This is a genomic window from Tardiphaga sp., from assembly GCF_044340795.1.
Classification (GTDB): Bacteria; Pseudomonadota; Alphaproteobacteria; order Rhizobiales; family Xanthobacteraceae; genus Tardiphaga.
In genome coordinates, this window is sequence record NZ_JBIISY010000064.1 from 1 (window position 1) to 22429 (window position 22429).

A 22429-nucleotide genomic window follows, 5' to 3' on the forward strand; every position below is an offset into this window, starting at 1 on the left:
CTCGGAAGCTTGCCGGTTAAGGGCGAGAAGGCTTACTGGTTCGATAAGAAGGGTATGCCGCAGTATTAAGACGGGGACATACCGCGCTTCGCCTCGATCTCGGCAATCAGCTTATCGTGGCCCATGAAGTGCAGATACTCTTGGGCTTCGGCCCAGCTTATCTCTCCGTTGTTCATCATATCGACAATATGCTCAGGGGTGATGTTTTTGGTCTGCTCGGCGAAGGTGCCCTTCAGCTCCTGCTCGACCTCATCGAAGAGCATCTGCTTGCCATAGACCCTATCAATCCGGGCCATCTGCCGCTCTTCGTTGTCTAGCTTGTCCTGATATTCAGCCACTCGCGCTGTCGCAATGCTTGCGTACGCCTCGGCGTCCTGCAAGCTTTGGCGGAACATGGCTGTATGATACTCGGCGGCTTTGAGGTCGCTCTCCGCTTGCTCGGCTTTGCGGTAGCCCTCGGTCTTGAAGCCGAAGAGTTTGATGCCTTTGCGCCTTCCAAAGATGTGCGTCTTATCATGCTCACGTTCGGCGGCGAACAGGGCCTTTGCCGCAAGATTATGCTTGTCGAACGCCTCGCGGGCTTCGTCACGGGCTTTGGCGGCCTCCTTGCGCCAGTGATTGAACTGGGTTTCAGCCGTGCGATATTCCCGGCGCTTGCGGTCAACGGCCCGCATCTCGTCCACGGTCGCCCGGAGATTGGTCAGCCACTCGTCGCGGGAGATGGTCTCCTCGGCCTGCGGGTAGACGATGGTGCCGATTTCCATGTCGTCATCGCCCTCATCGGGCGCCTCGGGTTCGTCCAGGCTCTCTGGCTCGGTGTCTTCAGGTTCGACCATTTCGTTGACGTCAACCAAATGGTCTTGCGGCTCGTTATCCTGCAGCAGCTCGTTATCGTTGGCAGGTTCGGGTTCGGGCTGGCTGAAGTCAACCATGGCGTCAATGCCATGCTCCATCATGAAGCCGTTCGCCGTTTGCTCCCATTCCAACTTTAGTCGGTCGGTGCTGCGCCGCTCGCTGGTCCCGAACACGCGCCGCCCGGTCTCGGGGTCGCGGTCGAGGAAAATCATATGCGCGTGCGGGTTATTTTCATCCCAATGCAAGGCGAAGAGGAATGGGGCCTTCCCCTGGCCAATCCGCCGGCCAAAATTGCGCAATACCTTCTCCGCCTGGTCAGCTGAGACCTCCCTTGGAATGGCAATGATGAACTTATCCATCCGGCCATTCTTGCGAAGCCCATCCTCCCACTCTGTTAGGAAGCGCAACACCGCATGGTAGTTATGCGGCATGTTCTCCGAACACACCCGGAGAGCGGCACTCCGTCGCATCAGGTACTTGGCGTGATCCACAATCATGTACGGACGCGCCTGCGTCTGCTTATTCAGGTGGGAGTGCTTGAAGTACGCGATTGCCACGTTGTCACTGTACCAGCCGGAAGGAAAAAATGCTCGGCTTCGGCACGAAGCCATATTGTGCATATATCCGGCTGGCCTGCTCTTACGTCCACCTCGCTAACGGTGCTTAACGGTGCCTAGCTATTTCCCCCTGTCGGATAATCCAAAGCTCTCCATCCTCCGGCGGTAGCACGAGTGACCGGGCGGCAACAGGTTGTGGCTCCGGCGCAATTGGGGGGAGAGCGAACGTCACAGCGGGCGCCGTGGGCACGGCCAAGACTTTCTCTGCTTTCATCCGGGGATTCGGTTTAGGTTCTGGTTGATACCAGACAGGCGGTCGCTTGGAGTTGGGCCGGTAAATGTCCGGCGGCTTTCGTGGTGGTGCATGCGTGCGCGGGGCAGCTTTCGGCGGAGGCGTAGATGCCCGCTTGCTTGCCCATTTGATGAGCGCGATTGCCATCCGCAGGGCTTGCGACAAAACCCACCAAGCGAGGCTTATACTAAGGGAGAAAGCCCGGAGCATCACAGCTTATGAAATTGGCCTTGCCTGAAATACCACATCTGGCCATCCTCTGTAGGAAGCTGGTTTTGAGGGGCGGTTTCCGGTGCGAGGGGTAGAAGTTCAAACGGCTCGCGGGCGGCAAGTTTCTGTGCCCATTCTTCGCTGAGGAAGTGAATCCAAGACGACTGACCAAGTACCCAATAAAAATTCCCGTCGTTCTTAGCGGCGTTCTCTACGATATGTTTATGCCACTTCTGCGGCTTTTGCTCGAAGCTGACGGCAGGCCGCTTAGGTGCGGGAATGGAATTAGGAGAAGACATTGAGTTTCCGTGAGGCTTACGCTCGCAAATTCAGTCTGGACTTTAGACTTCAGCCGGGCACTTATCAATCAGACGATTTCAACGGTCGGCTCTATCAAATGCCTTTTGGCGAGATGTATGTCGACAAAGAGAACTTTCACGTTTCCAAACTGTATCGGCTGGGGCAGGACGTTTCTCTCAATGAGCATATTCAGGAGCATTTCTTCGACCAAGTGAAGTCCGAGGATGGCCACTTGATGAACATGGTCTATCCATTCTTCATCATGTTGGACACGCTGAAGGGGCTGCCATACTGGCCAGACTGGCAAATGCTCGAAGGTTATCTTCGCGGACAGGGCCTTTACCCAACGCTGCTTTTCAAAAACAAACACTACAAGGTGTTGGTTGAAGATGACGCGGCTGAGATGCACGTCATCGCTGACATCCGAGTGGGCTTTGAAGATGGCTTTACGTATACCGTTTCTCCTTAAACTGCTTTTTGTTCTCTCAATCCTGTTCACCGTGAACTGGCTCGGGCGGAGCTGGTTCAACTATCCGTTTCTTTATTGCTGGTGGCGCCCACTCGGTGAGATATTCACGGCATGGTCGGTCATCCTAAATCTCGTGCTGATGGTGGCGTTTGCCCTCTGCGTCGCTTTGACTCGGTGGAAGCCCGCAGTGTTTTTGTTCGTGGCCGTTGTCTTCCTCAACGCCGTTCCCCAAATATTCCATGATCTAGTGAGTGGCGCCTGTGAATGAGGAGCACCGTTACTTGCGCGAACAGCTTGCCCAGCATCATGGCTTCCAACTTCTCGAAGCTTACGGGGAAGAGCAGGCGGCTGCCTTCCTCGAAGTGAACCTGTCGTGGATGAAGGAAATGCGGGCGGCGAACAAAATTCCTTACGTTCGCTATTCGGAGCGCAAGATACGTTATCGGGGCTGGATGATTGCCGACATCATGATTTTGGGTGACAGATGGGCAGATACACAAAAAGACTTTTCCAGCTCGGCCCCTACTATCTCGGCCAGCGGGCAGGAAGCCCAGCATGGTATCGATGCTGGCAAGAAGGACGTGCTGCCAAACGCGTCAGCCTCGGCACAACGGATTTTGAAGAAGCCAAGCAAAAGCTGACCGACTTCTTCATCCTCGAAACCAAACCAGAGCGCCCAACGAGTGAAGTGACACTTGCGGAGGTTATCGCGCGTTATTGGGAGGGGAGGGGTAAGACCACTTCCAACTCGTCCAGTACCCGCACGCACTGCAACTACTGGCTTGAGCATTTTGGTGATGCCTCGGTCGAACATGCGACATCGTTCGTTGAACAGGAGCGCTTCAAGGCCGCTCTGCTGGCAGCGGGCAAGGCTCCTCAAACCGTCAACAACATCGTCAGTACGGGCCGCGCCGCCGTTCGGATGGCTTGGAAAAAGGGGGAGATTAAAACTGTCCCTCCCTTCACCATGACGGAAGTGGGCGAGCAGGAGCCCATGGGGCGCCCGGTTACGGCGGAGGAGGGGGCGCGGCTCTTTGCACAACTTCCCCGCCATCTCTGGCTGCTGAACGTCCTGCTCGTGGGAACCCTGGCTCGCCCCAGCGCTGCCCTGCAATTGGAATGGTCACAGGTCGATTTCGAGCATGACCTGATAAATCTGAACAAGCCGGGCCGCAGACAAAACAAAAAGCGGCGCCCGGTTGTGAAGATGCCAAGTTCCTCCGGGACATCCTCTGGCCGCTCCGGGGGGAGGGCCGGGTGGTGACATTCAATGGGGAGGACGTGAAGTCGGTCAAAACGGCATGGCGCAAAGCCCGGACGCGGGCAAAGCTGGACAAGGAGGTGACGCTGTATAGCTGGCGCCACACTTTGTCCCGGCAGATGCGTATTGCCGGGGTTTTAAAGTGGGAAGTGCAGGGACAGCTTGGGCACGGCGGCGGAACCACTGAAAGGTACACCGAATTCGCGCCGGACTTCCAAAAGGAAGCCACGGCGGTCATATCGGCATTCTGGAAGAAAATGGGTGCCCCTCAACTGACCTTCAAATATCCCGGCAGTGCGAAACGTAAGGCACTTTTACGCCCCGTTAAGTCTGCCGAGAAATCGTTAAGCCACTGACGATGCAGCGGAAATCCCGCTGTGCCGGGGTTTTGTAAACCGAAGGTCGGGGGTTCAATCCCCTCAGCCGGCACCAGCCTCCCTTCAGATCACAGTTAGAAACACGGATACGCGCGGCCGTCCTGGCCGCGATAGGCGGCGGCGGACTGCTTGCAGCGGCGCGACAGCGGGCCGTCGTAATAGGCGAAGGTGCCGGGGGTGAGGCCGGGGCCGTAATTGTGCAGGTAGCTGATGCGATAGGGCTGGCCGGGGGCTGCGAAAACGAAGGTCTCGGCGGCGTGGTGATAATGGCGGTGATGCTTCCAGTGCTTGGCGAAAGCAGGGGTGGCGACCAGCGTCGAAACAATGATGGCGGCGCTGAGGATCTTCATGGGGCTCTCCGGAAGCGGATGGAATGACGGCAGGGGCCATCGGTCGGCACAGATCAGACCATGCGCGGGTGGTGATCCGCAAGACGTAGCCACGCTCTGGCACTTGATGATTGCGCTGCCGTGACGCGCCTGCGCGTTAACGGATTCGCTCTGCAATTCCATGCATTTGAACTGGATCGCATGCTGACGCGTTAGGCTTACCGGCAGTTTGGATTGCGCCTTTAACCCATCCTGTCCGGCCTTCGATTATCCTACCGCCACCAATGCAGGACACCGACATGCGGGTTATCCCGGCACTGCTGTTCACACTCGCCTCCACCCTGCCGGCTGCGGCGGGCGACGGCTTCAACATCGTCATTCCCGGGCGTCCGGGCGTGCCGATCATCATTAATGGCGTCGATGCGTCCTATCGCGTGGTCGAGGGCGACCGGGGCCTTGAAAGCCGCGTCCATGTCCAGCCGACCATCTATGGCGGACGGCCGATCGATCCGGTGCCGAATGTCGGCCACTATTATCCCAGCCTCGGCCACAAGCCGGGCTATGGCCGGCTCGAGATCGAGCCACCGGCCAATCGCAAGCTGCCGGAGCCTGCAGAAAGCTTCCATGAACACTGGTCAGCGCGATCGGCGCCGATGGGGACCAATGACGTTCCGATGAACCCGCCGCCGGTCATCGTCGCGCCGCCGATGGAGCGGCGCTGACACGAATTTCCATCACCAAAAAGAAAACACCGACAGGAGTGCGTTATGCGTATCACGATTTCGAACTGGGCCGCGGCAATTGCCGTCGCAGCCGTCAGCGCCGGGACGTCGCCAGCGATGGCCGGCGGCGGCTATTACGGCGGCTGCTCGCCCTGCGGCGGCGGCTATGCCACCTATAATTACTACGGCACGGGCTATGGTTATGCCGGCTACGAGGCGCTGCCGGATCCGACCCCGCCGACGCGCCAGTATTATTACGTCAATCACGGCCCGACCTATTCCGGTCCCGGCCAGTTCGGCCCGGCGCCGACCTATCAGGAGACCGCCATCGGCTGGCGCGGCTATCCGCGCTATGACGGCGGCCCCTATGCCAATCCGTACAATCACTACAGCTACGGCACCGGCTATGTGCCGGCGGTAAGCGGCCCGGTGGTGTTCACGCCGCGCCTGAACAACTTTGGCCGTCCGAGCTATCGTTACGGCTATGGCATGCGTCCGCGCGCCTATTACGGCCATGCCTATCGCAGCCACGTTTCGCACCGCCACACCCAGCCGCGCGTGATCTATGGCTCGCGTCACTACGGTCCGCGCCACGGCTATCACCATCAGTACCAGCAGCGCCCGCTGCGCCGCGCTTACTGATCCGGTCTCATCACGCATCAACGCCCGCCTGCAGCAATGCGGGCGGGCGTTTCGTTTTGCGCATGATCCCGAGAAGCGGAAACCGGATTTCGGATCAGGTCATGCGCGACAAAGATGTTCAGTTCATCAGGCCAAGCTTGCTGGCGCCGATATAGAGCGCGAGCACGGCGGCATTGGACACATTGAGACTCTTGATCTCGCCCGGCATGTCGAGCCGCGCCACCACATTGCAGGTCTCGCGCGTCAGCCTCCGCAGGCCCTGGCCTTCGGCGCCGAGGACGAGGGCAAGGGGGGCGCTCAGCGGCACCGCGCTGATATTCTCTGCACCCTCGCTGTCGAGGCCGACGGTCATGAAGCCCTGGTCGTTGAGCTGGGTGAGTGCGCGGGCGAGATTGGGCACCGCGACGATCGGCACCAGCTCCAGCGCGCCCGACGCGGATTTAGCCAGCACGCCGGTGGCTTCCGGGCTGTGCCGGGCAGTGGTGATCACGGCATTGACCTTGAACGCCGCGGCCGAGCGCAGGATGGCGCCGACATTGTGCGGATCGGTGATCTGGTCGAGCACCAGCACCATGCCGTCCTGGGGCAGGTCGTCGAGATCGAGACCCTCCAGCGGCTCGACCTCGGCCAGCATGCCCTGATGCACCGCATCCGGCCCGAGTCGGCGATCGATCACGTCCGGCCGCACCAGTTCCGGTGTTACCCGAGTCGCGATGTTCTCCTCGGCGAGGCGGCGGGCGGCATTCTCGGTCAGCCACAATTTGCGAATCGTCCGGTTCGGATTGGCCAGCGCGAGTGTGACGGGGTGCCAGCCATAAAGAATCGCTGGCCCATCGCCGCCGCTGCCGCCTCCGTCGCGGCCACGGCGCGGCGGTCGCCGCCCCTGGTCGCGGCCGGACCGCCCCGGGCCCTTGTCGGGGCCACGGCCCTGATCCCGGCCGGAATCGCGGCCCTTTTGCGGGCTGTGCTGAAATCGCTGCTTGCGGTCTTTGTCGCTCATGCCGGCTTGTCTCATGGGGGCCGTGGATTGGCAATTTGCCTTTGGGAACAATGCGGCAGCGCGTTGCGGATAAATCCGTCATGATCGGTTGACTTTGCAGCCGCGCTTCCCGATAAAGCGCCCGCCGGGAGCCCGCTGAGCGGGCGCGCGTTTTCCACGTCATCCCCAGCCGTCCAGACGCCCCACGGGGTGGATGATGGCCCGATGGCGTTGAGCGGGGGAGTGTCCCGAGTGGCAAAGGGAGCTGACTGTAAATCAGCCGCCTTATGGCTTCGCAGGTTCGAGTCCTGCCTCCCCCACCATCTCAAAAATTCCGCGTTGAAATATCTACTCTATTCGGCCTGACGCCCGCACCTTCCCATGAGGTGCGGGAATAGAAGTTTCTTGTTCGATTCTGTCGAGCGTCATCATTGCGCATGTTGCGAGCTTCCGGCGGTTGGCCGTGCGCGTGGGGAGCATGGCGATAATGTCGCCCCCAATCGAAGATTGCTTCAAGCTGCGCTTTTGTTCCGATCTGTGCCGCTATGAAGGTGTGTTTCCGGTCGGGGCGGCATCGGGCGCCATTGCAGTAAGTTGAGCTCAGGAACGGTTATGCGCGCTCCAGTCTTCGCGCTGTCGATCGAGATGGTGCCATCCTTCATGTAATGCTTGCCGGGCACGGTGGCTTCGCCGCAGCGTACAGTAAATATCGAACGTCACGTGCTCGGCCCTCCACTAACATCCAAGCTTGGCCTTGACGGCCGCGGTCGCCCTGTCGATCCACGGCGCATATGCAGATTCGGTGAGATGGACGCCGTCCGTTGTGGCAACACGGAGCGAATTGTCGATCAGAGGAAGTTCTTTGCGCTGAGCCAGGGAGCGAATTTCGTTGTCGATTGCCGACCACGAAGCTGTATCGTAGCGTTTCCCGATCGTCTGTTGAGTGTCGATCTGCGTAATAGTCGAAAGGACGATGCTTTCTCTGGGGAGCAGGCGGACCAGATGGCTGTAATTCTCGTTGAACAACTTGGCCTTGTGTGGTGTCCAGAGGCGCGTTTGCGCATCGTTCAGGCCGAGAGCGATAACAGAGACCGCTATCTTCGGCTTTGCGGCAACGATGTGTTCGACGATCGGGATGAAGTCTGAAACGCGCGTGCCGCCGATCGCCGCATTGACAACCGGCATGCCGCAGATCCTCGCTGGAAGTGGCGCCATGGCTGTAATGCTGTCGCCGACGAAAAGGACAAACGGTTTTCCGTCAAGACAAGCAACCGTATTGAACGACGAATATCTGCGGATGATTGAATGCCCAAGAAACGCATCGAGTTTCGTACGTACGTCATCGATGCGAACGACGAGGTCTGAAACATCTGATCTCGTCGCCTGTGTGTCACGCGATGCGGTGACAACGCTCAGAATGGCGCGGGTCGCAAGAACGTCAGTGGCTCGATTCGCGAGAAGTGTGACGGAGCTGATCGCCCCAATGAACAAAATCGACAGACCAAAGCCTGCCGCGATCCAATAGCCCGGCTTCATGATTATTTCCCCCGTAGAAATTTATGCGGACAGGGGACTAGGGTGCAAGGGAGATCGTTCAAAATTATTACGGCCATCAAAGATTGATGGATGCAGCCGGTGTGGTCGCGTTGACCACCGTTGCGACTACCTGAATATCGAACAATACGTCCTTAAAGCGGCGAGGAGTGGGAGGTGCCTTGACGACCTTGCGTTCTGATGGGCGCCAGCATCCAAGAAAAGACCGCGAACTAAAGAGTTGCTCTACCGAAGCTACGTGGGTGCGATTCGGATTTGTCGAGCAGGTGCTTGGTCATGCGGGCCCCATCCAATAAACGAACTGCAAGAGATTCCTGTGGCGTCTAGTGGAAGTCGAGCGACTTCTCCAAGAAGTTAGCAAGCTTGCACCAGCCTCCGAGATGAATCTGGGCGCACGTTCCGAAAGAAAGCGCTGTCATTCCCGACGAGGTGCATCTTGTAGTCACGGTGAGTGGTTATGTCAGGCTTTGATATCAACCAATTACGGCGAAGGATGCGCGCGCTATTAGTTCGGTATCGGCGGCTCGTAGCCATCGTGGCGCGCTAGGTCATTCACCCGCTACTCACCCGAGGGCGACGTCGCGTGCATCTGCCGGTCTGGCCAAAATCTCAAATCCGGCCAGACGGAGTGGTGCATGGTGACTAAGCGCGGGTGTCAGGCCTCGAATTTCAGCCCGACCAAATAGACGAGGAAGCACGCTGCCAAGCGAAAGCACTTCCCGATATAGGTGGGGGCCGACATTGGAACTGATCCAACTATGCGATTGATTCCGGTATCCTCGGGGAAAAATCGACTGAGGCTCGCATCTCTGAATATCTGTTGTGTGATTCGTCGCTTCCGCCTAGATAGGCTCTCGGCACCACTAGGGGACGGGCATGACCACCGTAGAACTACGCGGAGACGCGGCTCGATCAACCTTGTCCGCTGCGGCGTTTGCCGTTGCTCTTCTTGCTTTTCAGTTGCTGTTGATCGGATTTGGCCTGGCGGGAATGCACGGCAACAGCGCTATCACTGCCTCGTGGCTTGTTCTCAGCGAGATCGCGATACTCGTATTGTCCTGGCGGGCGATTTCGGCGAAGGCTCCGGACTATATCTTCGTGGCATTTTTCACGTCGGTCATGCTTTCAATTTTCTTGTCATTTGATCGATCGTTGATCAACGACTACGCTAGGTTTGCGATATGCGTTCCGCTTGCTTACTTCGCAGGAAGATCACTCAACAAGTCGGTAATTGCACGAGTCCCCGATGTCATGCTCATCGTGAGTTCTGTGGTGCTTGTGATTGCTGTCGCGGCTTTGCTGTATAGCTTTGCGGTCGACGGAGTGGGCGGTCTCGAACGAACTACAATCTTTGGATTTAACCACGCACCAAATGTTCTGGCAGTAACGGCGGGATGCTTTGCCATTTCATTCATCTTTAGTCGCGTGAGGATGAGAAGTGCGCTGTCTGCGGCCGTTCTGACGTTGCTTTTTGTGGCTTGTGCCGCCTTTGCAGTCGCGCTGGTCCGATTCACGATTGTCGCAATACTGGCTACGGCAATGTTTGCAGCGGCATGGCTGCTCTTTACCAACCAACGTGATCGCGCTGTCAGAGCTGCAGTCGTGTTCCTGCTTTGCATAACGTCATGCGGTGCCGCCGTGTATCTAAGGCCTTCTGGTGTGATAAATTTCACTAACGAAGCAATCGCTGACGCGAAAGATGCAATTGCTGACGCCAAAGGTGCAATCGCTGACGCGAGAGGAGCGATTCAGAAGCCATCGGCGGTTAGTCCCGAACGGCTTCCCAGTTGTACAGAGAGCGCAAGATTGGGGCGCTCTGTCGAGATCCGATCTTATCTCCTCAAGGATGCTTTTTTTCTTCTTCCGACTTCGGGGCTGCTAGGCTATGGGCTCGGATCGTTTTCCTCCATCACGTGTCTTAAGGGCCACGAGGTCCACAATATTTTCTTGCAGACATTCATTGAAACCGGCTTTGTTGCTGGAACGCTTTTAATCGCGCTTTTTATCGCACTTGCGGCCGGTTTGATGTCGATGCCCAATGCCGGATTCCTGCTCTCCTGTCTGGTGCTGTACACAATTATAGGAATGGCCCACGGCTCGATTACCATTGCGATGCCATTGTTTTTGATCGCTGGTGCTGCGTCGGCAGTGAGAGCGGATGGGCGATGACCGATGTCTCGACACGAGTCGCCGGTACATGGCGCAAGAGAGACTCTGTCGGACGTCAATTCACGGTGAGGCTTGCCTCATTGAGCTCAAAGTTCTTGTTGTTCGCCGCAACCGCCCGCGCCGCAAATGATGTTGGCGAAGCTTCGCACTAGTGATCAATCGTTTTCGTGACACGCCGTGGCTGAGGGCTTAGCCACACAGCGTGGAATGATGGCGGACTGTCATGCGGCCGCGCGAGAGCTGCGAGGATTGTAAAAAAAGTGGGGAAGGAATCCTCAGTGCTTTCAAACGGGACGTTTTTCGTCTCACTTTTCTTCAAGCCGATGATTTCACGACATGGTTCATCCACCGCATTCCCCGCCAAAATCGCACATGAATCGACTGCTGCACAGGTCTTGCGGAAAGCGCTGTGGGTACCCTCAATGTTGTTCTACGCTGCCAGATGAAAATCCGAAATATGCACGCGGTTGCGGCCGTCGGCCTTGGCGCGGTAGAGGGCGCCGTCGGCGCGGCTGAGCAGGGCCTGCAGCGTTTCGGGATCGCTCGAGCGGATCGCGACGCCGATGCTCACGGTTGCCTTGATGGTGCCCTCCGGCGTCTGGAACGCGAGTCCTTCCAGCGTGGTGCGGATGCGTTCGGCCACAGCCGAGGCTGATTTCGGGCTCGACGACGCCAGCATGATGCAGAACTCCTCGCCGCCGAGGCGCGCGGCGACGTCTTGCGCACGGATGTTGGAGAAGATCACCTCGGCAAACACGCGCAGCACGCGGTCACCGGCGGCATGGCCGAACCGGTCGTTTATCGACTTGAAGTGATCGAGATCCATCAGCAGGATCGCCGTGTTCTGCGGCACGGCGCGCGCCGGGTCGTCGAACAGCGCGCGCCGGTTGAGCAGGCCGGTCAGCGGATCGGTCATGGCGTCCGACTTGTGCCGGTTGGCGGTGCGGATCTGATTGATGGTGAGCGACAGCGCGCCGATGCCGGTGAGGCCGACGATCACCATCAGCGAGTTGAATTCCTCGGCCCAGTTCGACGGCCGTTCGGTCAGCACATACTGGCCGTTGGCGAGCAGCACATAGCCGCATGCCGCAAAAGACACGGCCGTCACGAGATAGAGCACGGCGTTGGCGACCATCAGCAAGGGCGCCTCGGCGCGGGTCTTCCAGTATTGATGGGCGGCCAGCGTCGTCAGCAGGGCAATCGCGAAATTGGCGGCGGCGGTGCCGACACCCGTATAGCCGGCGGCAAAGGCGATGACGGTCGGCACCAGCCCGAGTACCGTCATGGCAATCGTGAATGTCCAGCTGGAGCGATGCGCGCAGAACTGGATGGTGCCGCGATAGATCAGGCCGAACCCCAAAATCAGCAAGGTGAAGGAGACGAGCTGAAAGGTCGGCTCGTAGCGTTCGACGCCGAGATAGAACAGCAGTGCCAGGACGGTCAGGGTCAGGCCGGTGGACCAGGTCAGCAGATAGGTCTCGGACCGCGCCACGATCCAGGTCGCGAGCAGCGTAAATGCGAGCGCCGTGCAAGAGACGCCGATGGCAATGAAAAGGGAATGTGGATCGAGAAACATGACGCAATGCGTTGAACTGGGATGACGCGTGATACGCCAGACATCTTTAGCACCAGACTACCGTCATGCCATTCGATTTCTATGGTGAGGGAACCGTTACGCTGAATGGTGATACGCACGCGGTGACAGGTCGCAAGTGCCTGAACCGGTGAATGACATTTCACAGGTCGGGAGTTTAGATCGACACCAACCCACAATTGTCGCCGTAGCGGTAACCAACTCTAGAGGCCGCTCGGCTATGACTCCCGCGAGCGTCCCGGCGTGATCCGGGACGAAAGCCAAAGGCGGGGCATCGCGCTCCGATGGGGCGGGGCGCAGATGAATTTGGCAGCAGCGACGATTGCGGGCGGAATCGGCACCATCTTCTTTGCTGCCGCCTCGCTGTTTTATTATCAGCCGTCCTTCATCAAGCCGGAAAAGGTGCTGGATGCGGTGTTGACCACCAACCAGTCCAAGGCACGCAATGCGGTGTCGCGGCTGCTGCTTCATCCCGCTTCGGCGGAGTTCGATGGGCTGCGTTCGGTGGAGGTCGACGGCAAGAAGTATGTCTGTGGCAGCGTGCGCGCCAAGGATCACAGCGGAGCTTATGCCGGGCATCGGGCCTTCGTCTACACGGTGGCCATCGACTTCGCCCGTATCGATGACGACGGCAGCATCGCGCAGCGGCATGATGCCTACCGCACGTGTCCGGTGACCGTCGAAGAAGAGAAGGTCGCCAAGTTGCGGCTGAGCGGTCCACCGAATGCGGTAGCGGCCGTGAAGAATCTCACCGGCGGCTCGATGCATGTCGGCACGGGTGGTGTCGGCGGCGCCATGCAGCAACAATTGCAGCACCTAGCCGGAGAGCACACGGTGTCTTCGGGAGGACAGGTGGGCGGATCGTTCAAGGTAGCCTCTGCGAAGCCGGTAATTGCCGGAGAGGCCGACTGGCAGGCCGGCAAACCGCCCGTCGGATGGCCGGTGTTCCTGCCGGAGGATGAATTGTCAAAGCCGGTGTCGAAGCGCAGCAATGCCGAGGCCCTGGCGCAGGCGAAGACGGTCGAAGAGCGCTGGGCACTGCACAAATCGGACAGCACCAAGCCGCGCCCCTCGATGCAGGACATCCGCGACGCTGAGCGGGCCTTGCTCGCGATTGATGCTAGCGGACCGGATTTTCGCGCCGCCTGGGCGGCCTTTGTGCGCCTGCGAGCGATCGAGCGCGAAGCTGGCGCCTAAGATGTCGCACTGCGCCCTGTATCGGAACGGGACGCGACGTGCCGCGTTTTCCTCGCAAATGGAAAGGCGCGACAGATGAAGAAGATTTTGGCAATTACATCGGCCGTCTTGCTGGCCGCAAGCTTCGCAACGACGGCGGCGTCAGCGAAGAAGATGAAGCGGGGCTACTACTCGCATCATCAGAGCCATTACTACGGCGGCCCCCGTTATCACCGCGGGCCGGCCTATGGCTCCTACGGCATGATGCGCGGGCCGCGCTATTATCCCGGTTATGGCGCATCCATGCAGGGCAATCACGGAAACTCCGCCTTCGGCAACAATTCGCTCGGCCATATCCAGGGTGGCAATATCGGCGGCGGCAAATAAAGACTCCCAGGACAGGGCGGACGCTCAGGCGTCCGCGCTGTCCTTGATTTCATAGCGATCACGAAACAGCAGAACGACGGTCTGCAGTCGTTCGCGCCAGACCTTTGCGTTGACCGGCCCCGCGACCGGCAGGATGCGGAGCATCGCATTCCATGGATGCGAACCGTAAACAGTGATCTCGAAACCCTTGGTCGGATATTTCTCGCCAGCCTGTAGCGCCCTGATGATGAGCTCGGCGAGTTCGGTGCGGCTGACCTCGCGCGTGCTTTCCACGGCAAGGACGGGTTCGAGGGACGCCTGCGGCTTGTCCTCGGGCACGATGGGATCGAGCCCCTCGCGGGCGCCGTCATCGGGAGGGTCCGCAGGCGCATCAACCGCATCCTTGCTGCCTGCGGCGGGCTTGGCCGTCTCGAATGGTTTCGTGGCCGCGCTCGCGCCCGGCCGTTTGACCAGCCGGTCGATCAGGCTCAGGAGCCCGCGGTCGCGTTCGGTCGTCTCGCTCACACTGAGTCTCAGATTGTTGACTTTACCGATTTCACCACCGGCAACAGGGCCATGTCGATAGGCAAAGAGGCTTTTGGGGCACCTGGGGAGTGCACAAATGCGCTGCGGGTTGGCTTTGTCGCAAAACTTTCATGGGCGGCCTATAGTGGGGCGGCACGCATTTCCCCTCAAATCTCGATGCGCCGGCTCTGCGCCCGCGCCTGGATGGAGCCGATCGCCGTGAAACCCACCCGCCTGCTGTTCGCCATCTCCGCGCTGGCACTCGCCGCCGTGTCGCAGCCGGCCCGCGCTGCCGACGTGATCTGCTACAACTGTCCGCCGGAATGGGCCGACTGGGCCTCGATGATCAAGGCCGTGAAGGCCGATCTCGCCATCGAGATGCCGCATGACAACAAGAATTCGGGGCAGGCGCTGGCGCAGATCCTGGCCGAGAAGGCCAATCCGGTCGGCGATATCGGCTATTTCGGCGTCACCTTCGGCATGAAGGCGAAGGCGCAGGACGCGCTCGAGCCCTACAAGCCCGCGGGCTTCGATCAGGTCGATGCCGGGCTGAAGGATGCGGACGGTTACTGGACCACCATCCATTCGGGCACGCTCGGTTTCTTCGTCAACAAGGACGCGCTGGGCGGCAAGCCGGTGCCGAAGTGCTGGAAGGACCTGACCAAGCCCGACTACAAGGGCATGGTCGGCTATCTCGATCCGACCTCGGCTGCCGTCGGCTATGTCGGCGCCGTCGCTGCCAATCTGGCGCTCGGCGGCTCGGACACCAATTTCGATCCCGGCATCGCCTTCTTCAAGGACCTGAAGAAGAACGACGCCATGGTGCCGAAGCAGACCTCCTACGCCCGCGTCGTCTCCGGCGAAATGCCGATCCTGTTCGATTACGACTTCAACGCCTATCGCGCGAAGTATTCGGAGAAGGGCAATTTTGAATTCGTCATTCCCTGCGAAGGCACCGTGGTTTTCCCTTACGTGGTCGGTCTCGTGAAGAACGCGCCGCATAAGGACAAAGCCAAGAAGGTCATGGACTACCTGCTGTCCGACAAGGGCCAGGCGATCTGGACCAATGCCTATCTCCGTCCGGCCCGCAAGATCGACCTGCCGGAAGCCGTGAAGGCCAAGTTCCTGCCGGATAGCGAATATGCCCGCGCCAAGAGCGTGGACTGGGGCAAGATGGAATTGGCACAGAAGGGTTTTAGCGACCGCTATCTCGCCGAAGTCCGTTGATGCAGAATGGTGCCCCTGACGCAGGGGCACCAGCACTTTCGATGTCACACCGCAATTTCATCTGGCTCTGCCTGCTGCCGCTCGTGGTGGTGACGGCTGCCTTCTTCGTTCTGCCGATGGCGCAACTCGTCGCTGTCGGCGCCGACGGGCCGCGCGGCGTTGGTGCCTATCTCGCGATCCTCACCGAGCCACGCTATCGCACCACGCTGATCAACACCGTGGTTCTCGCCGCGGCCACGACCATCGCCACGCTGGTCATCGCGACGATTGCCGGTCTCTTTTTGCAGCGCCATCGCTTTCCCGGCCGCACTGTGCTGATCGCGATGCTGACCTTTCCGCTCGCCTTTCCCGGCGTGGTGGTCGGCTTCCTCATCATCCTGCTGGCTGGGCGTCAGGGCATCATCGGTTCGATTACGCAGGCGCTCTCGGGCGAGAAGATCGTGTTCGCCTATTCGATCTTCGGCCTGTTTCTCGGCTACCTCTATTTCTCGATCCCGCGTGTGATCCTCACCATCATGGCGGCGGTGCAGAAGCTCGATCGCGGGCTGGAGGAGGCGGCGCGCTCGCTCGGTGCATCCCCGTGGGAAGTGCAGCGCGATGTGGTGCTGCCGGCGCTGGTACCGGCTTTCGTGGCGTCCGGCGCGATTGCCTTTGCGACGGCCATGGGCGCATTCGGCACGGCCTTCACGCTCGCCACCAATATCGATGTGCTGCCGATGCTGATCTATACGGAGTTCACGCTGGCGGCGAATTTCGCGATTTCGGCAGCACTCTCCATCGGCCTCGGCGTCATCGCCTGGGCGATCCTCGCGCTGGCGCGCAGCATGACCGGCGGCACCGTTGCCGCGGCGGGGTGAGGGGCATGCGCGATCGCCTGATCTTCGCAGGACAACTCGGCTTCACGCTGCTGGTGGCGGCGTTCCTCGTTGTGCCGGTGATCCTGTCGATCTCGGCCGGCGTGACGGTCAATTATTTCCGCGGCATCCAGTCCGGGGTCACCCTGCAATGGGTCGTGCAGGTGTGGGGGCTCTACAAGAGCGAGATCGGCCTGTCGTTCCTGATCGCCTTCGCAACGCTCGCGGTGACGCTCGTTGTCGGCGTGCCCTCGGCCTATGCGTTGCATGTGCGGGGTGGCCGGCTGTCGCGCGTGATCGAGGAGATCATCACGCTGCCGCTGGCGATTCCGGGCCTCGCCATCGCGCTGGCGCTGCTGCTCACCTATGGCAGCTTCGGCGGCTTCCGGCAGTCGTGGCTGTTCATTCTCGCCGGCCACGTGGTGTTCACCATGCCCTTCATGGTGCGCTCTGTGATGGCGGTGTTCGCCTCGGTGGACATCAAGACGCTGGACGAGGGCGCTGCCTCGCTCGGCGCCTCGCCCTGGACGCGCTTTCGCAATGTGATCGTGCCCAATGCGATGCCCGGCATTCTGGCGGGATCGCTGATGGTGATCACGCTGTCGCTCGGCGAATTCAATCTCACCTGGATGCTGCACACGCCGCTGACCAAGACGCTGCCCGTCGGCCTTGCCGACAGCTATGCCTCCATGCGGCTGGAAGTCGCTTCCGCCTATACGCTGATCTTCTTCATCATGATCGTGCCCTTGCTGGTGGCGATGCAGATGTTTGCCGACAAGAGCCAGACCAGATGAACGCCATCGCTTCGCACGGCGCCGCCGTGCATGTCGTCAATTGCGGCAAGACTTTTCCAGATGGCACGCAGGCGCTGTCGCCGGCCTCGCTCGATATCGTCGCCGGCGAAACGCTGGTGCTGCTCGGGCCCTCCGGCTGCGGCAAGACCACGATGTTGCGCATCATCGCCGGCCTCGAGACGCCGGATGCCGGCGGCAGGATCCTGTTCGACAAGAATGACGTGACGGCGACGCCGATCGAGCAACGCCATGTGGGCATGGTGTTCCAGTCCTATGCGCTGTTTCCCAACATGACCGTGGCCGAGAACATCGGCTACGGCCTCAAGATCCGCGGCGTCGGCAAGGCCGAGCGCGCGGCGCGCGTCGCCGAGATGGTGGCACTCACCAATATCGGCGGTCTTGAAAATCGCCGCATCGATCAGCTCTCCGGTGGTCAGCGGCAGCGCGTGGCGCTCGCGCGCGCTGTTGCCGTTCGTCCCCGCGTGTTGTTGCTCGACGAACCGCTGACGGCGCTCGATGCCTCGCTGCGCGACCGGCTGCGCAGCGAGCTCAACCGGCTGCTACGCGAGCTCGGCATCACCGCGATCTATGTCACCCACGATCAGGCCGAGGCCATGGAGCTCGGCGATCGCATCGTGGTGATGCGCAAGGGCGCCATCGCCCAGATCGGTACGCCGCGCGAGGTCTATTTCGAGCCGCAAAACCGCTTTGTTGCGGAATTTGTCGGTGCCGCCAATATCGTCGAGGGGCCGATTGCAGGCGGGCGACTGACGCTGCCCGGTGGCTGGCTGGCGCTCAACGATGCGCCCGACGACGCCGCCGCGGTGGCGATGATCCGGCCGGAGACCATCAGCATCATTGCCGAGGGTGATGCCTTCCTGCGCGGCGTCGTCGAGAGCGCCAGCTTCATCGGCGACCGCCAGCGCGTCATCGTGACCGATGCGGCGAACCGGCCATTGACGGTGGACGCGCCAAACAGGATCAATGTGCGGGCAGGGGAGCGCGTCGGCCTGTCGATTGCGCCCGACGCCGTTCGCGTGTTGCCGAAAGAAGACTGATGTCGAAGCCGACCATCATTGCCCAGATTTCCGACCTTCACATCAAGGCACCGGGTGAGCTCGCCTATAACAAGGTCGACACCGCCAGGGCGCTGGAGCGCTGTGTGGCCGAGCTGAATGCGCTCGAACCGCGGCCCGATCTCGTTGTCATTTCCGGCGATCTCGTCGACACGCCGACCCCCGGCGAATACGAGCATCTGTGGCGCCTGCTGGCACCACTCAAAATTCCGTTCATCGGCGTGCCCGGCAACCACGATGCCCGCGACATGATGCGCGCGGCGTTTCCAGACTGGGCTTATGCCCGTGCCGCCGGTCCGCTCGATCAGGCACGCACGGTCGGGCCGCTGGATGTGATCCTGCTGGACTCCCACGTCCCCGGCAAACCATACGGCACGCTGGAAACAGCGACGCTGGAATGGCTCGATGCCACGCTGGGCTCATCCAATGACCGGCCGGCGCTGCTGTTCCTGCATCACCCGCCATTCCGCACCGCTATCGAGCACATGGATGTGCAGAACCTGCACAATGCCGGCGAGCTTGCCACTATTGTTCGCAACCATCCGCGCATCCGCATCGTCGCGGCCGGTCATGTCCATCGGGCGACGCTGACGACGTTTGCTGGCACCGTGGCGACGATCTGCCCGGCGCCGAACCATGCGGTGGATCTCGATCTCGCCGAAATCCGCCCGCCGTCATTCCGGGTCGAGCCGCCGGCCTTTCATCTGCATGTCTGGTTTCCGGACGGCGAGGGCGGCCACCTCGTCACCCATCAGGTGCCGATCGGCGAGTTCGACGGCCCGCATCCGTTCTTCGGGGCTGATGGGAAGTTGCTCTGATCAGACCAACGCATTCCCCGCAATGAGCTTGCGATAGAACTCCGCGCTCAGCTTCGGCGTGCGCTTCTGCGTGTTGAAGTCGACGTGATACAGGCCGAAACGCTTCTCGTATCCGTCGATCCATTCAAAATTGTCCATCAGGCTCCAGTGGAAATAGCCCTGCACGGGTACGCCCTCCGACGTCGCGCGCTGCAGCTGCGTGAGATACGCGCGCAGATACATGATGCGGTCGAGGTCAAAGATCCGGCCATCCGGTGCTGGCTTGTCAGATGCCGAAGCGCCATTCTCGGTGATGAAGATCTTCTTCACGTTCCAGAGCTTGGCGACATTGCGCGGTGCCCAGTACATCGCTTCCGGCCCGACGCGCAGCCAATCGGATTCCATCCGCGGGAAAGTCGCTGGCGTCGGCACAAGCGCAAAGCCGGAGGCATCGGCGGGCGCCGCGACATAGTGTTGCGGCATGTAGATGTTGAGACCCAGGAAATCGACGGGCGAGCCGATGATCTTGAGGTCGTCCTCGGTGAAGACGGGAGCGTTTGCGCCGGCATAACTCAGGAAGCCATCCGTGTAGCGGCCTTCCATGATCACGGTAAGATAGCCACCATTCATCTCGCGGGTGGCGATCTCCGAAGCGCGGATATGCTCCGGTGTCTCGATCACCGGAATGCAGGAGGCGAGATTCTCCGCGACGCCGATTTCCGTGCCGGCACGGCCCTGGGCGCGGATCGCCTGCACGGCAAGTCCATGGCCGAGCGCGACGTGATGACGGATCTGGTTCAGCTCCTTCTGCGTGGACTTGATGCCCGGCGCCATTTCGATCGGCGCGACGCCATAGCCGAAATCCACCAAGGTCGCGCATTCATTGATGGTGAAGACATTCTTCACGCGATCGGTGATGTGCTTGGCGACATAGCCGGCATAGTCGCCGAGGGCTTTCGACGTTTCGCGCGAGGCCCAGCCACCGAAACGATCCTGCAGCGCCTGCGGCAAGTCCCAGTGATACAGCGTCGCATAAGGCGTGATGCCGTTGGCCAGCAATTCGTCGATCAGGCGATTGTAGAAATCGAGACCTTTCGGATTGGGCGTGCCGGTGCCGTCGGGAAACACGCGCGGCCAGGCGATGGAGAAGCGATAGGCGGTGGTGCCCAGCTCCTTCATCAGCGCGATGTCTTCCTTGTAGCGCGTAAAATGCTCGACTGCGCGGTCGCCATTGCTGTTGTCGCGGATCTTCCCCGGCAGGCGCGTATAGGTGTCCCAGATCGAACGGCCGCGACCCTCGACATCGACGGCGCCCTCGATCTGATAGGACGCGGTCGCCGTGCCCCAGACGAAATTTTGCGGGAAGGCGCGGGGCGTGCCGCCCGGCTGTGCACTTGCCGCCTGCTGCGCCTCCGCCGGCGGCATGGCGAGACCGGCGGCGATGGCGCCTGCGCCTCCGACGAGATGACGGCGCGTGAAACGATGGGACACTGCAACTCCTGTCTATGCGACTGGCCGAGAGATAGCGTCGGGCTCGCCGCAATGACAGGGGACATGAGGCCTCAGCATGGCCGCATTGGACATTCGGTCGCGGCTGCGACAAAAAGGGATGCAAGACGGCGACGATGCCGGCACGAAGCGGGATGGCAGAGATGAGCATGGGAACGACATCGGTGGCACGCGTCGCCGTGGTTGGCTTGGGCGGGATCGGGCAGAAGGTGGTCGAGGAGCTCGATCGGGGGATCGAAGGTCTCACGCTCGCGGCGGTCTCGGTGCAGAACCCGGACAAGCACGCGGCGTTCCTGTTGAAGCTTGCCAAGACGCCGCCGGTGCTGCCGATCGCCGATCTCGAAGCCGTCGCCGACATCGTGATCGAATGTGCGCCGGCGCCCTTGCTGCCGGAGATCGTCAAGCCGTTCGTCACCAAGGGCAAGACCGCCATTGTGCTGAGCGCCGGGGCACTGCTGTTCAATGACGATCTGGTCGAACTCGCCAAAACCCATGGCGGGCAGATCGTGGTGCCAACCGGCGCCTTGATCGGCCTCGATGCAGTGACGGCGGCGGCCGAAGGCAAGATCCATTCGGTGAAGATGGTGACGCGCAAGCCGGTGAAGGGGCTCGCGGGTGCGCCCTATATCGTTGAGAACAAGATCGACATCGAGAGCATCACCGAGCCGCTGAAGATTTTTGAAGGCACCGCGCGCGAGGCTGCGAAGGGGTTTCCGGCCAATCTCAATGTCGCCGTGGCATTGTCGCTGGCAGGCATCGGGCCTGACGCGACCACGTTGCAGATCTGGGCCGATCCGGCGCTGACCCGCAATGTCCATCGCGTCGAGGTGGATTCGGATTCCGCGCGCTTCTCCATGCAGATCGAGAACATTCCGTCGGAGAATCCGAAGACGGGCCGCATCACCGCGCTGTCGGTGATCGCACTGCTCCGCAAGCGCGGCGCGGCGTTGCGGGTGGGGACTTAATTTAGTTCAGTCTGTCATCGCCCGGCTTGACCGGGCGATCCAGTACATGCTGGCTGCAGCGATGGAGCCGTGCCGCTGGCGTTTACTGGATCCCCGCTTTCGCGGGGATGACAAGTAGAGCATTTTAGCTACTGCCTCTTCTCCACCTGCTGCGCCGTCTCCACGCCCAGTGTCCGTGCAATCCGCGCCAGCTCGCAGCCCTCGCAATAGCGGTGATCCTTGTAGTCGATCCAGTTATGCGCGAACACCCGCTCGTTCGGGATGTCGTAGCGGGCCTGCAGCACGCGGACGAGGACACGCCATGCGGCGATCTGCGCTTCGGTCGGCGGCTTGCGGACATTGGGATAGTTGCCGACGAATTCGACCCCGATCGTGCTCTCATTGTCGACCTGCCGATAGGTCGATGCATTGTCGATATATTTGTTGTCGTTGCGGTTGCCGCGATTGAGATGTTTCGGCACCGCCCATTCCGGCGTCGACCAGTAGACCGTGCCATCGGTCTCGACCCAGATGGCGACACCACGGCGATCCGGCTTCTGCATCTGGGCGACGGCATTGCGCCAGGCCGAGCCGACCGCGCCTTCCGACTGATGCACCACGATGTATCGCCATTCCCGGGCGAGGCGGAGATCGGTCCAGGGCCGCAGCCAGACCATGTTGAGGCCGGGAATATCCGGCGTGCCGCGGGAGCGAGCGGCGATCTCGAAGCTTGTGAGCGTCTGGGCGGTCGCCGGTACGGCGAACGCGCACAAGGCCACCAATGCAACGACGAGCCGGGTCCTCATATCCTCGCTTCCACGGACATCTCATGATGTCTGGAGGAAGCGTAT

General features: G+C 60.6%; 24 protein-coding genes and 1 tRNA gene. 16 read left to right on the forward strand and 9 right to left on the reverse strand.

Annotated elements, in window-relative coordinates; translation table 11 throughout:
* Positions 1 to 65 precede the first annotated feature (65 nt).
* Together ACIQ17_RS12825 and ACIQ17_RS12830 are read right to left on the reverse strand one after the other, a co-directional pair.
* Positions 66 to 1412 (reverse strand): relaxase/mobilization nuclease domain-containing protein, encoded by a 1347-nt coding sequence (locus ACIQ17_RS12825; RefSeq protein WP_398469101.1) that lies wholly within the window; start codon positions 1410 to 1412, stop codon positions 66 to 68.
* Positions 1413 to 1913: 501 nt separating this feature from the next.
* On the reverse strand, positions 1914 to 2213 hold the full coding sequence (locus tag ACIQ17_RS12830; RefSeq protein WP_398469103.1) for a hypothetical protein: 300 nt from the start codon (positions 2211 to 2213) through the stop codon (positions 1914 to 1916).
* Here ACIQ17_RS12830 and ACIQ17_RS12835 point away from each other — a divergent pair.
* From ACIQ17_RS12835 to ACIQ17_RS12850, 4 genes are all read left to right on the forward strand, one after another.
* On the forward strand, positions 2213 to 2683 hold the full coding sequence (locus tag ACIQ17_RS12835; RefSeq protein WP_398469105.1) for a hypothetical protein: 471 nt from the start codon (positions 2213 to 2215) through the stop codon (positions 2681 to 2683). The genes ACIQ17_RS12830 and ACIQ17_RS12835 overlap by 1 nt on opposite strands.
* Before the next feature lie 281 nt (positions 2684 to 2964).
* Positions 2965 to 3324 carry a hypothetical protein gene (locus tag ACIQ17_RS12840; protein WP_398469107.1) on the forward strand — a complete coding sequence of 120 codons (360 nt, stop codon included), beginning with the start codon at positions 2965 to 2967 and terminating at the stop codon, positions 3322 to 3324.
* A gap of 47 nt (positions 3325 to 3371) precedes the next feature.
* Complete coding sequence (locus ACIQ17_RS12845; RefSeq protein ID WP_398469109.1) at positions 3372 to 3947, forward strand: hypothetical protein; 576 nt, start codon at positions 3372 to 3374, stop codon at positions 3945 to 3947.
* A complete protein-coding gene (locus ACIQ17_RS12850) occupies positions 3941 to 4300 on the forward strand; it encodes a hypothetical protein (protein ID WP_398469111.1) in 360 nt (119 codons plus the stop codon). The genes ACIQ17_RS12845 and ACIQ17_RS12850 overlap by 7 nt, the downstream gene beginning before the upstream one ends.
* Positions 4301 to 4395: 95 nt before the next feature.
* Here the strand turns inward: ACIQ17_RS12850 and ACIQ17_RS12855 are convergent, their stop codons facing one another.
* Positions 4396 to 4671 carry a hypothetical protein gene (locus ACIQ17_RS12855; RefSeq protein WP_398469113.1) on the reverse strand — a complete coding sequence of 92 codons (276 nt, stop codon included), beginning with the start codon at positions 4669 to 4671 and terminating at the stop codon, positions 4396 to 4398.
* 278 nt (positions 4672 to 4949) lie between these two features.
* Here ACIQ17_RS12855 and ACIQ17_RS12860 point away from each other — a divergent pair, with 278 nt between their 5' ends.
* The gene (locus tag ACIQ17_RS12860) at positions 4950 to 5372 is read left to right on the forward strand and encodes a hypothetical protein (protein WP_398469115.1); all 423 of its coding nucleotides are present in this window, start codon (positions 4950 to 4952) and stop codon (positions 5370 to 5372) included.
* 45 nt (positions 5373 to 5417) lie between these two features.
* Positions 5418 to 6014, forward strand: coding sequence for a hypothetical protein (locus tag ACIQ17_RS12865; RefSeq protein ID WP_398469117.1), 597 nt, complete (start codon positions 5418 to 5420; stop codon positions 6012 to 6014).
* A gap of 118 nt (positions 6015 to 6132) precedes the next feature.
* Here ACIQ17_RS12865 and rlmB read toward each other — a convergent pair whose 3' ends face one another.
* Complete coding sequence (gene rlmB, locus ACIQ17_RS12870) at positions 6133 to 7014, reverse strand: 23S rRNA (guanosine(2251)-2'-O)-methyltransferase RlmB (RefSeq protein ID WP_398469119.1); 882 nt, start codon at positions 7012 to 7014, stop codon at positions 6133 to 6135.
* Between the two features lie 216 nt (positions 7015 to 7230).
* Here rlmB and ACIQ17_RS12875 point away from each other — a divergent pair.
* Positions 7231 to 7316, forward strand: a tRNA-Tyr gene (locus ACIQ17_RS12875).
* A gap of 412 nt (positions 7317 to 7728) precedes the next feature.
* Here the strand turns inward: ACIQ17_RS12875 and ACIQ17_RS12880 are convergent.
* Entirely contained in the window at positions 7729 to 8529 is an 801-nt protein-coding gene (locus tag ACIQ17_RS12880; protein WP_398469121.1) for an SGNH/GDSL hydrolase family protein, read from the reverse strand.
* A gap of 894 nt (positions 8530 to 9423) precedes the next feature.
* Between ACIQ17_RS12880 and ACIQ17_RS12885 the strand changes: the two genes are divergently transcribed.
* Positions 9424 to 10716, forward strand: a complete 1293-nt coding sequence (locus ACIQ17_RS12885) for a hypothetical protein (protein WP_398469123.1) — start codon at positions 9424 to 9426, stop codon at positions 10714 to 10716.
* 430 nt (positions 10717 to 11146) lie between these two features.
* On the opposite strand, the gene ACIQ17_RS12890 is transcribed toward ACIQ17_RS12885, so the two are convergent.
* Entirely contained in the window at positions 11147 to 12292 is a 1146-nt protein-coding gene (locus tag ACIQ17_RS12890) for a diguanylate cyclase (RefSeq protein WP_398469125.1), read from the reverse strand.
* A 318-nt stretch (positions 12293 to 12610) separates the two neighbouring features.
* Here ACIQ17_RS12890 and ACIQ17_RS12895 point away from each other — a divergent pair, with 318 nt between their 5' ends.
* The gene (locus tag ACIQ17_RS12895; protein WP_398469127.1) at positions 12611 to 13507 is read left to right on the forward strand and encodes a hypothetical protein; all 897 of its coding nucleotides are present in this window, start codon (positions 12611 to 12613) and stop codon (positions 13505 to 13507) included.
* Between the two features lie 75 nt (positions 13508 to 13582).
* Entirely contained in the window at positions 13583 to 13873 is a 291-nt protein-coding gene (locus ACIQ17_RS12900; protein WP_398469129.1) for a hypothetical protein, read from the forward strand.
* Between the two features lie 24 nt (positions 13874 to 13897).
* On the opposite strand, the gene ACIQ17_RS12905 is transcribed toward ACIQ17_RS12900, so the two are convergent.
* Positions 13898 to 14377, reverse strand: a complete 480-nt coding sequence (locus ACIQ17_RS12905; RefSeq protein WP_398469131.1) for a hypothetical protein — start codon at positions 14375 to 14377, stop codon at positions 13898 to 13900.
* A 219-nt stretch (positions 14378 to 14596) separates the two neighbouring features.
* On the opposite strand from ACIQ17_RS12905, the gene ACIQ17_RS12910 reads away from it, so the two are divergent.
* Genes ACIQ17_RS12910 through ACIQ17_RS12930 form a run of 5 tightly spaced genes read left to right on the forward strand, consistent with a single transcriptional unit; the run spans position 14597 to position 19146 of the window.
* On the forward strand, positions 14597 to 15604 hold the full coding sequence (locus ACIQ17_RS12910) for an ABC transporter substrate-binding protein (RefSeq protein ID WP_398469133.1): 1008 nt from the start codon (positions 14597 to 14599) through the stop codon (positions 15602 to 15604).
* Positions 15605 to 15645: 41 nt separating this feature from the next.
* Positions 15646 to 16461 carry an ABC transporter permease gene (locus ACIQ17_RS12915; RefSeq protein ID WP_398469135.1) on the forward strand — a complete coding sequence of 272 codons (816 nt, stop codon included), beginning with the start codon at positions 15646 to 15648 and terminating at the stop codon, positions 16459 to 16461.
* A 5-nt stretch (positions 16462 to 16466) separates the two neighbouring features.
* The gene (locus ACIQ17_RS12920; RefSeq protein WP_398469137.1) at positions 16467 to 17252 is read left to right on the forward strand and encodes an ABC transporter permease; all 786 of its coding nucleotides are present in this window, start codon (positions 16467 to 16469) and stop codon (positions 17250 to 17252) included.
* Positions 17249 to 18310 (forward strand): ABC transporter ATP-binding protein, encoded by a 1062-nt coding sequence (locus ACIQ17_RS12925; protein ID WP_398469139.1) that lies wholly within the window; start codon positions 17249 to 17251, stop codon positions 18308 to 18310. The genes ACIQ17_RS12920 and ACIQ17_RS12925 overlap by 4 nt, the downstream gene beginning before the upstream one ends.
* Complete coding sequence (locus tag ACIQ17_RS12930) at positions 18310 to 19146, forward strand: phosphodiesterase (RefSeq protein ID WP_398469141.1); 837 nt, start codon at positions 18310 to 18312, stop codon at positions 19144 to 19146. Before ACIQ17_RS12925 ends, ACIQ17_RS12930 begins: the two co-directional genes overlap by 1 nt.
* Here ACIQ17_RS12930 and ACIQ17_RS12935 read toward each other — a convergent pair whose 3' ends face one another.
* Positions 19147 to 20616 carry a GH1 family beta-glucosidase gene (locus ACIQ17_RS12935; protein ID WP_398469143.1) on the reverse strand — a complete coding sequence of 490 codons (1470 nt, stop codon included), beginning with the start codon at positions 20614 to 20616 and terminating at the stop codon, positions 19147 to 19149.
* 152 nt (positions 20617 to 20768) lie between these two features.
* On the opposite strand from ACIQ17_RS12935, the gene ACIQ17_RS12940 reads away from it, so the two are divergent.
* Positions 20769 to 21599 carry an aspartate dehydrogenase gene (locus ACIQ17_RS12940; RefSeq protein WP_398469145.1) on the forward strand — a complete coding sequence of 277 codons (831 nt, stop codon included), beginning with the start codon at positions 20769 to 20771 and terminating at the stop codon, positions 21597 to 21599.
* 128 nt (positions 21600 to 21727) lie between these two features.
* Here the strand turns inward: ACIQ17_RS12940 and ACIQ17_RS12945 are convergent, their stop codons facing one another.
* Positions 21728 to 22384: an N-acetylmuramoyl-L-alanine amidase gene (locus ACIQ17_RS12945; protein ID WP_398469147.1), complete on the reverse strand. Its 657-nt coding sequence runs from the start codon at positions 22382 to 22384 to the stop codon at positions 21728 to 21730.
* Positions 22385 to 22429: the final 45 nt, after the last annotated feature.

Excerpts from the sequence above, each read along its gene's own strand:
- ACIQ17_RS12830 (WP_398469103.1), bottom strand. The coding sequence starts at position 2,213 with ATGTCTTCTCCTAATTCCATTCCCGCACCTAAGCGGCCTGCCGTCAGC.
- ACIQ17_RS12855 (WP_398469113.1), bottom strand. The coding sequence starts at position 4,671 with ATGAAGATCCTCAGCGCCGCCATCATTGTTTCGACGCTGGTCGCCACC.
- ACIQ17_RS12860 (WP_398469115.1), top strand. The coding sequence starts at position 4,950 with ATGCGGGTTATCCCGGCACTGCTGTTCACACTCGCCTCCACCCTGCCG.
- ACIQ17_RS12865 (WP_398469117.1), top strand. The coding sequence starts at position 5,418 with ATGCGTATCACGATTTCGAACTGGGCCGCGGCAATTGCCGTCGCAGCC.
- rlmB (WP_398469119.1), bottom strand. The coding sequence starts at position 7,014 with ATGAGCGACAAAGACCGCAAGCAGCGATTTCAGCACAGCCCGCAAAAG.
- ACIQ17_RS12880 (WP_398469121.1), bottom strand. The coding sequence starts at position 8,529 with ATGAAGCCGGGCTATTGGATCGCGGCAGGCTTTGGTCTGTCGATTTTG.
- ACIQ17_RS12885 (WP_398469123.1), top strand. The coding sequence starts at position 9,424 with ATGACCACCGTAGAACTACGCGGAGACGCGGCTCGATCAACCTTGTCC.
- ACIQ17_RS12890 (WP_398469125.1), bottom strand. The coding sequence starts at position 12,292 with ATGTTTCTCGATCCACATTCCCTTTTCATTGCCATCGGCGTCTCTTGC.
- ACIQ17_RS12895 (WP_398469127.1), top strand. The coding sequence starts at position 12,611 with ATGAATTTGGCAGCAGCGACGATTGCGGGCGGAATCGGCACCATCTTC.
- ACIQ17_RS12900 (WP_398469129.1), top strand. The coding sequence starts at position 13,583 with ATGAAGAAGATTTTGGCAATTACATCGGCCGTCTTGCTGGCCGCAAGC.
- ACIQ17_RS12915 (WP_398469135.1), top strand. The coding sequence starts at position 15,646 with ATGTCACACCGCAATTTCATCTGGCTCTGCCTGCTGCCGCTCGTGGTG.
- ACIQ17_RS12920 (WP_398469137.1), top strand. The coding sequence starts at position 16,467 with ATGCGCGATCGCCTGATCTTCGCAGGACAACTCGGCTTCACGCTGCTG.
- ACIQ17_RS12925 (WP_398469139.1), top strand. The coding sequence starts at position 17,249 with ATGAACGCCATCGCTTCGCACGGCGCCGCCGTGCATGTCGTCAATTGC.
- ACIQ17_RS12930 (WP_398469141.1), top strand. The coding sequence starts at position 18,310 with ATGTCGAAGCCGACCATCATTGCCCAGATTTCCGACCTTCACATCAAG.
- ACIQ17_RS12940 (WP_398469145.1), top strand. The coding sequence starts at position 20,769 with ATGGCAGAGATGAGCATGGGAACGACATCGGTGGCACGCGTCGCCGTG.
- ACIQ17_RS12945 (WP_398469147.1), bottom strand. The coding sequence starts at position 22,384 with ATGAGGACCCGGCTCGTCGTTGCATTGGTGGCCTTGTGCGCGTTCGCC.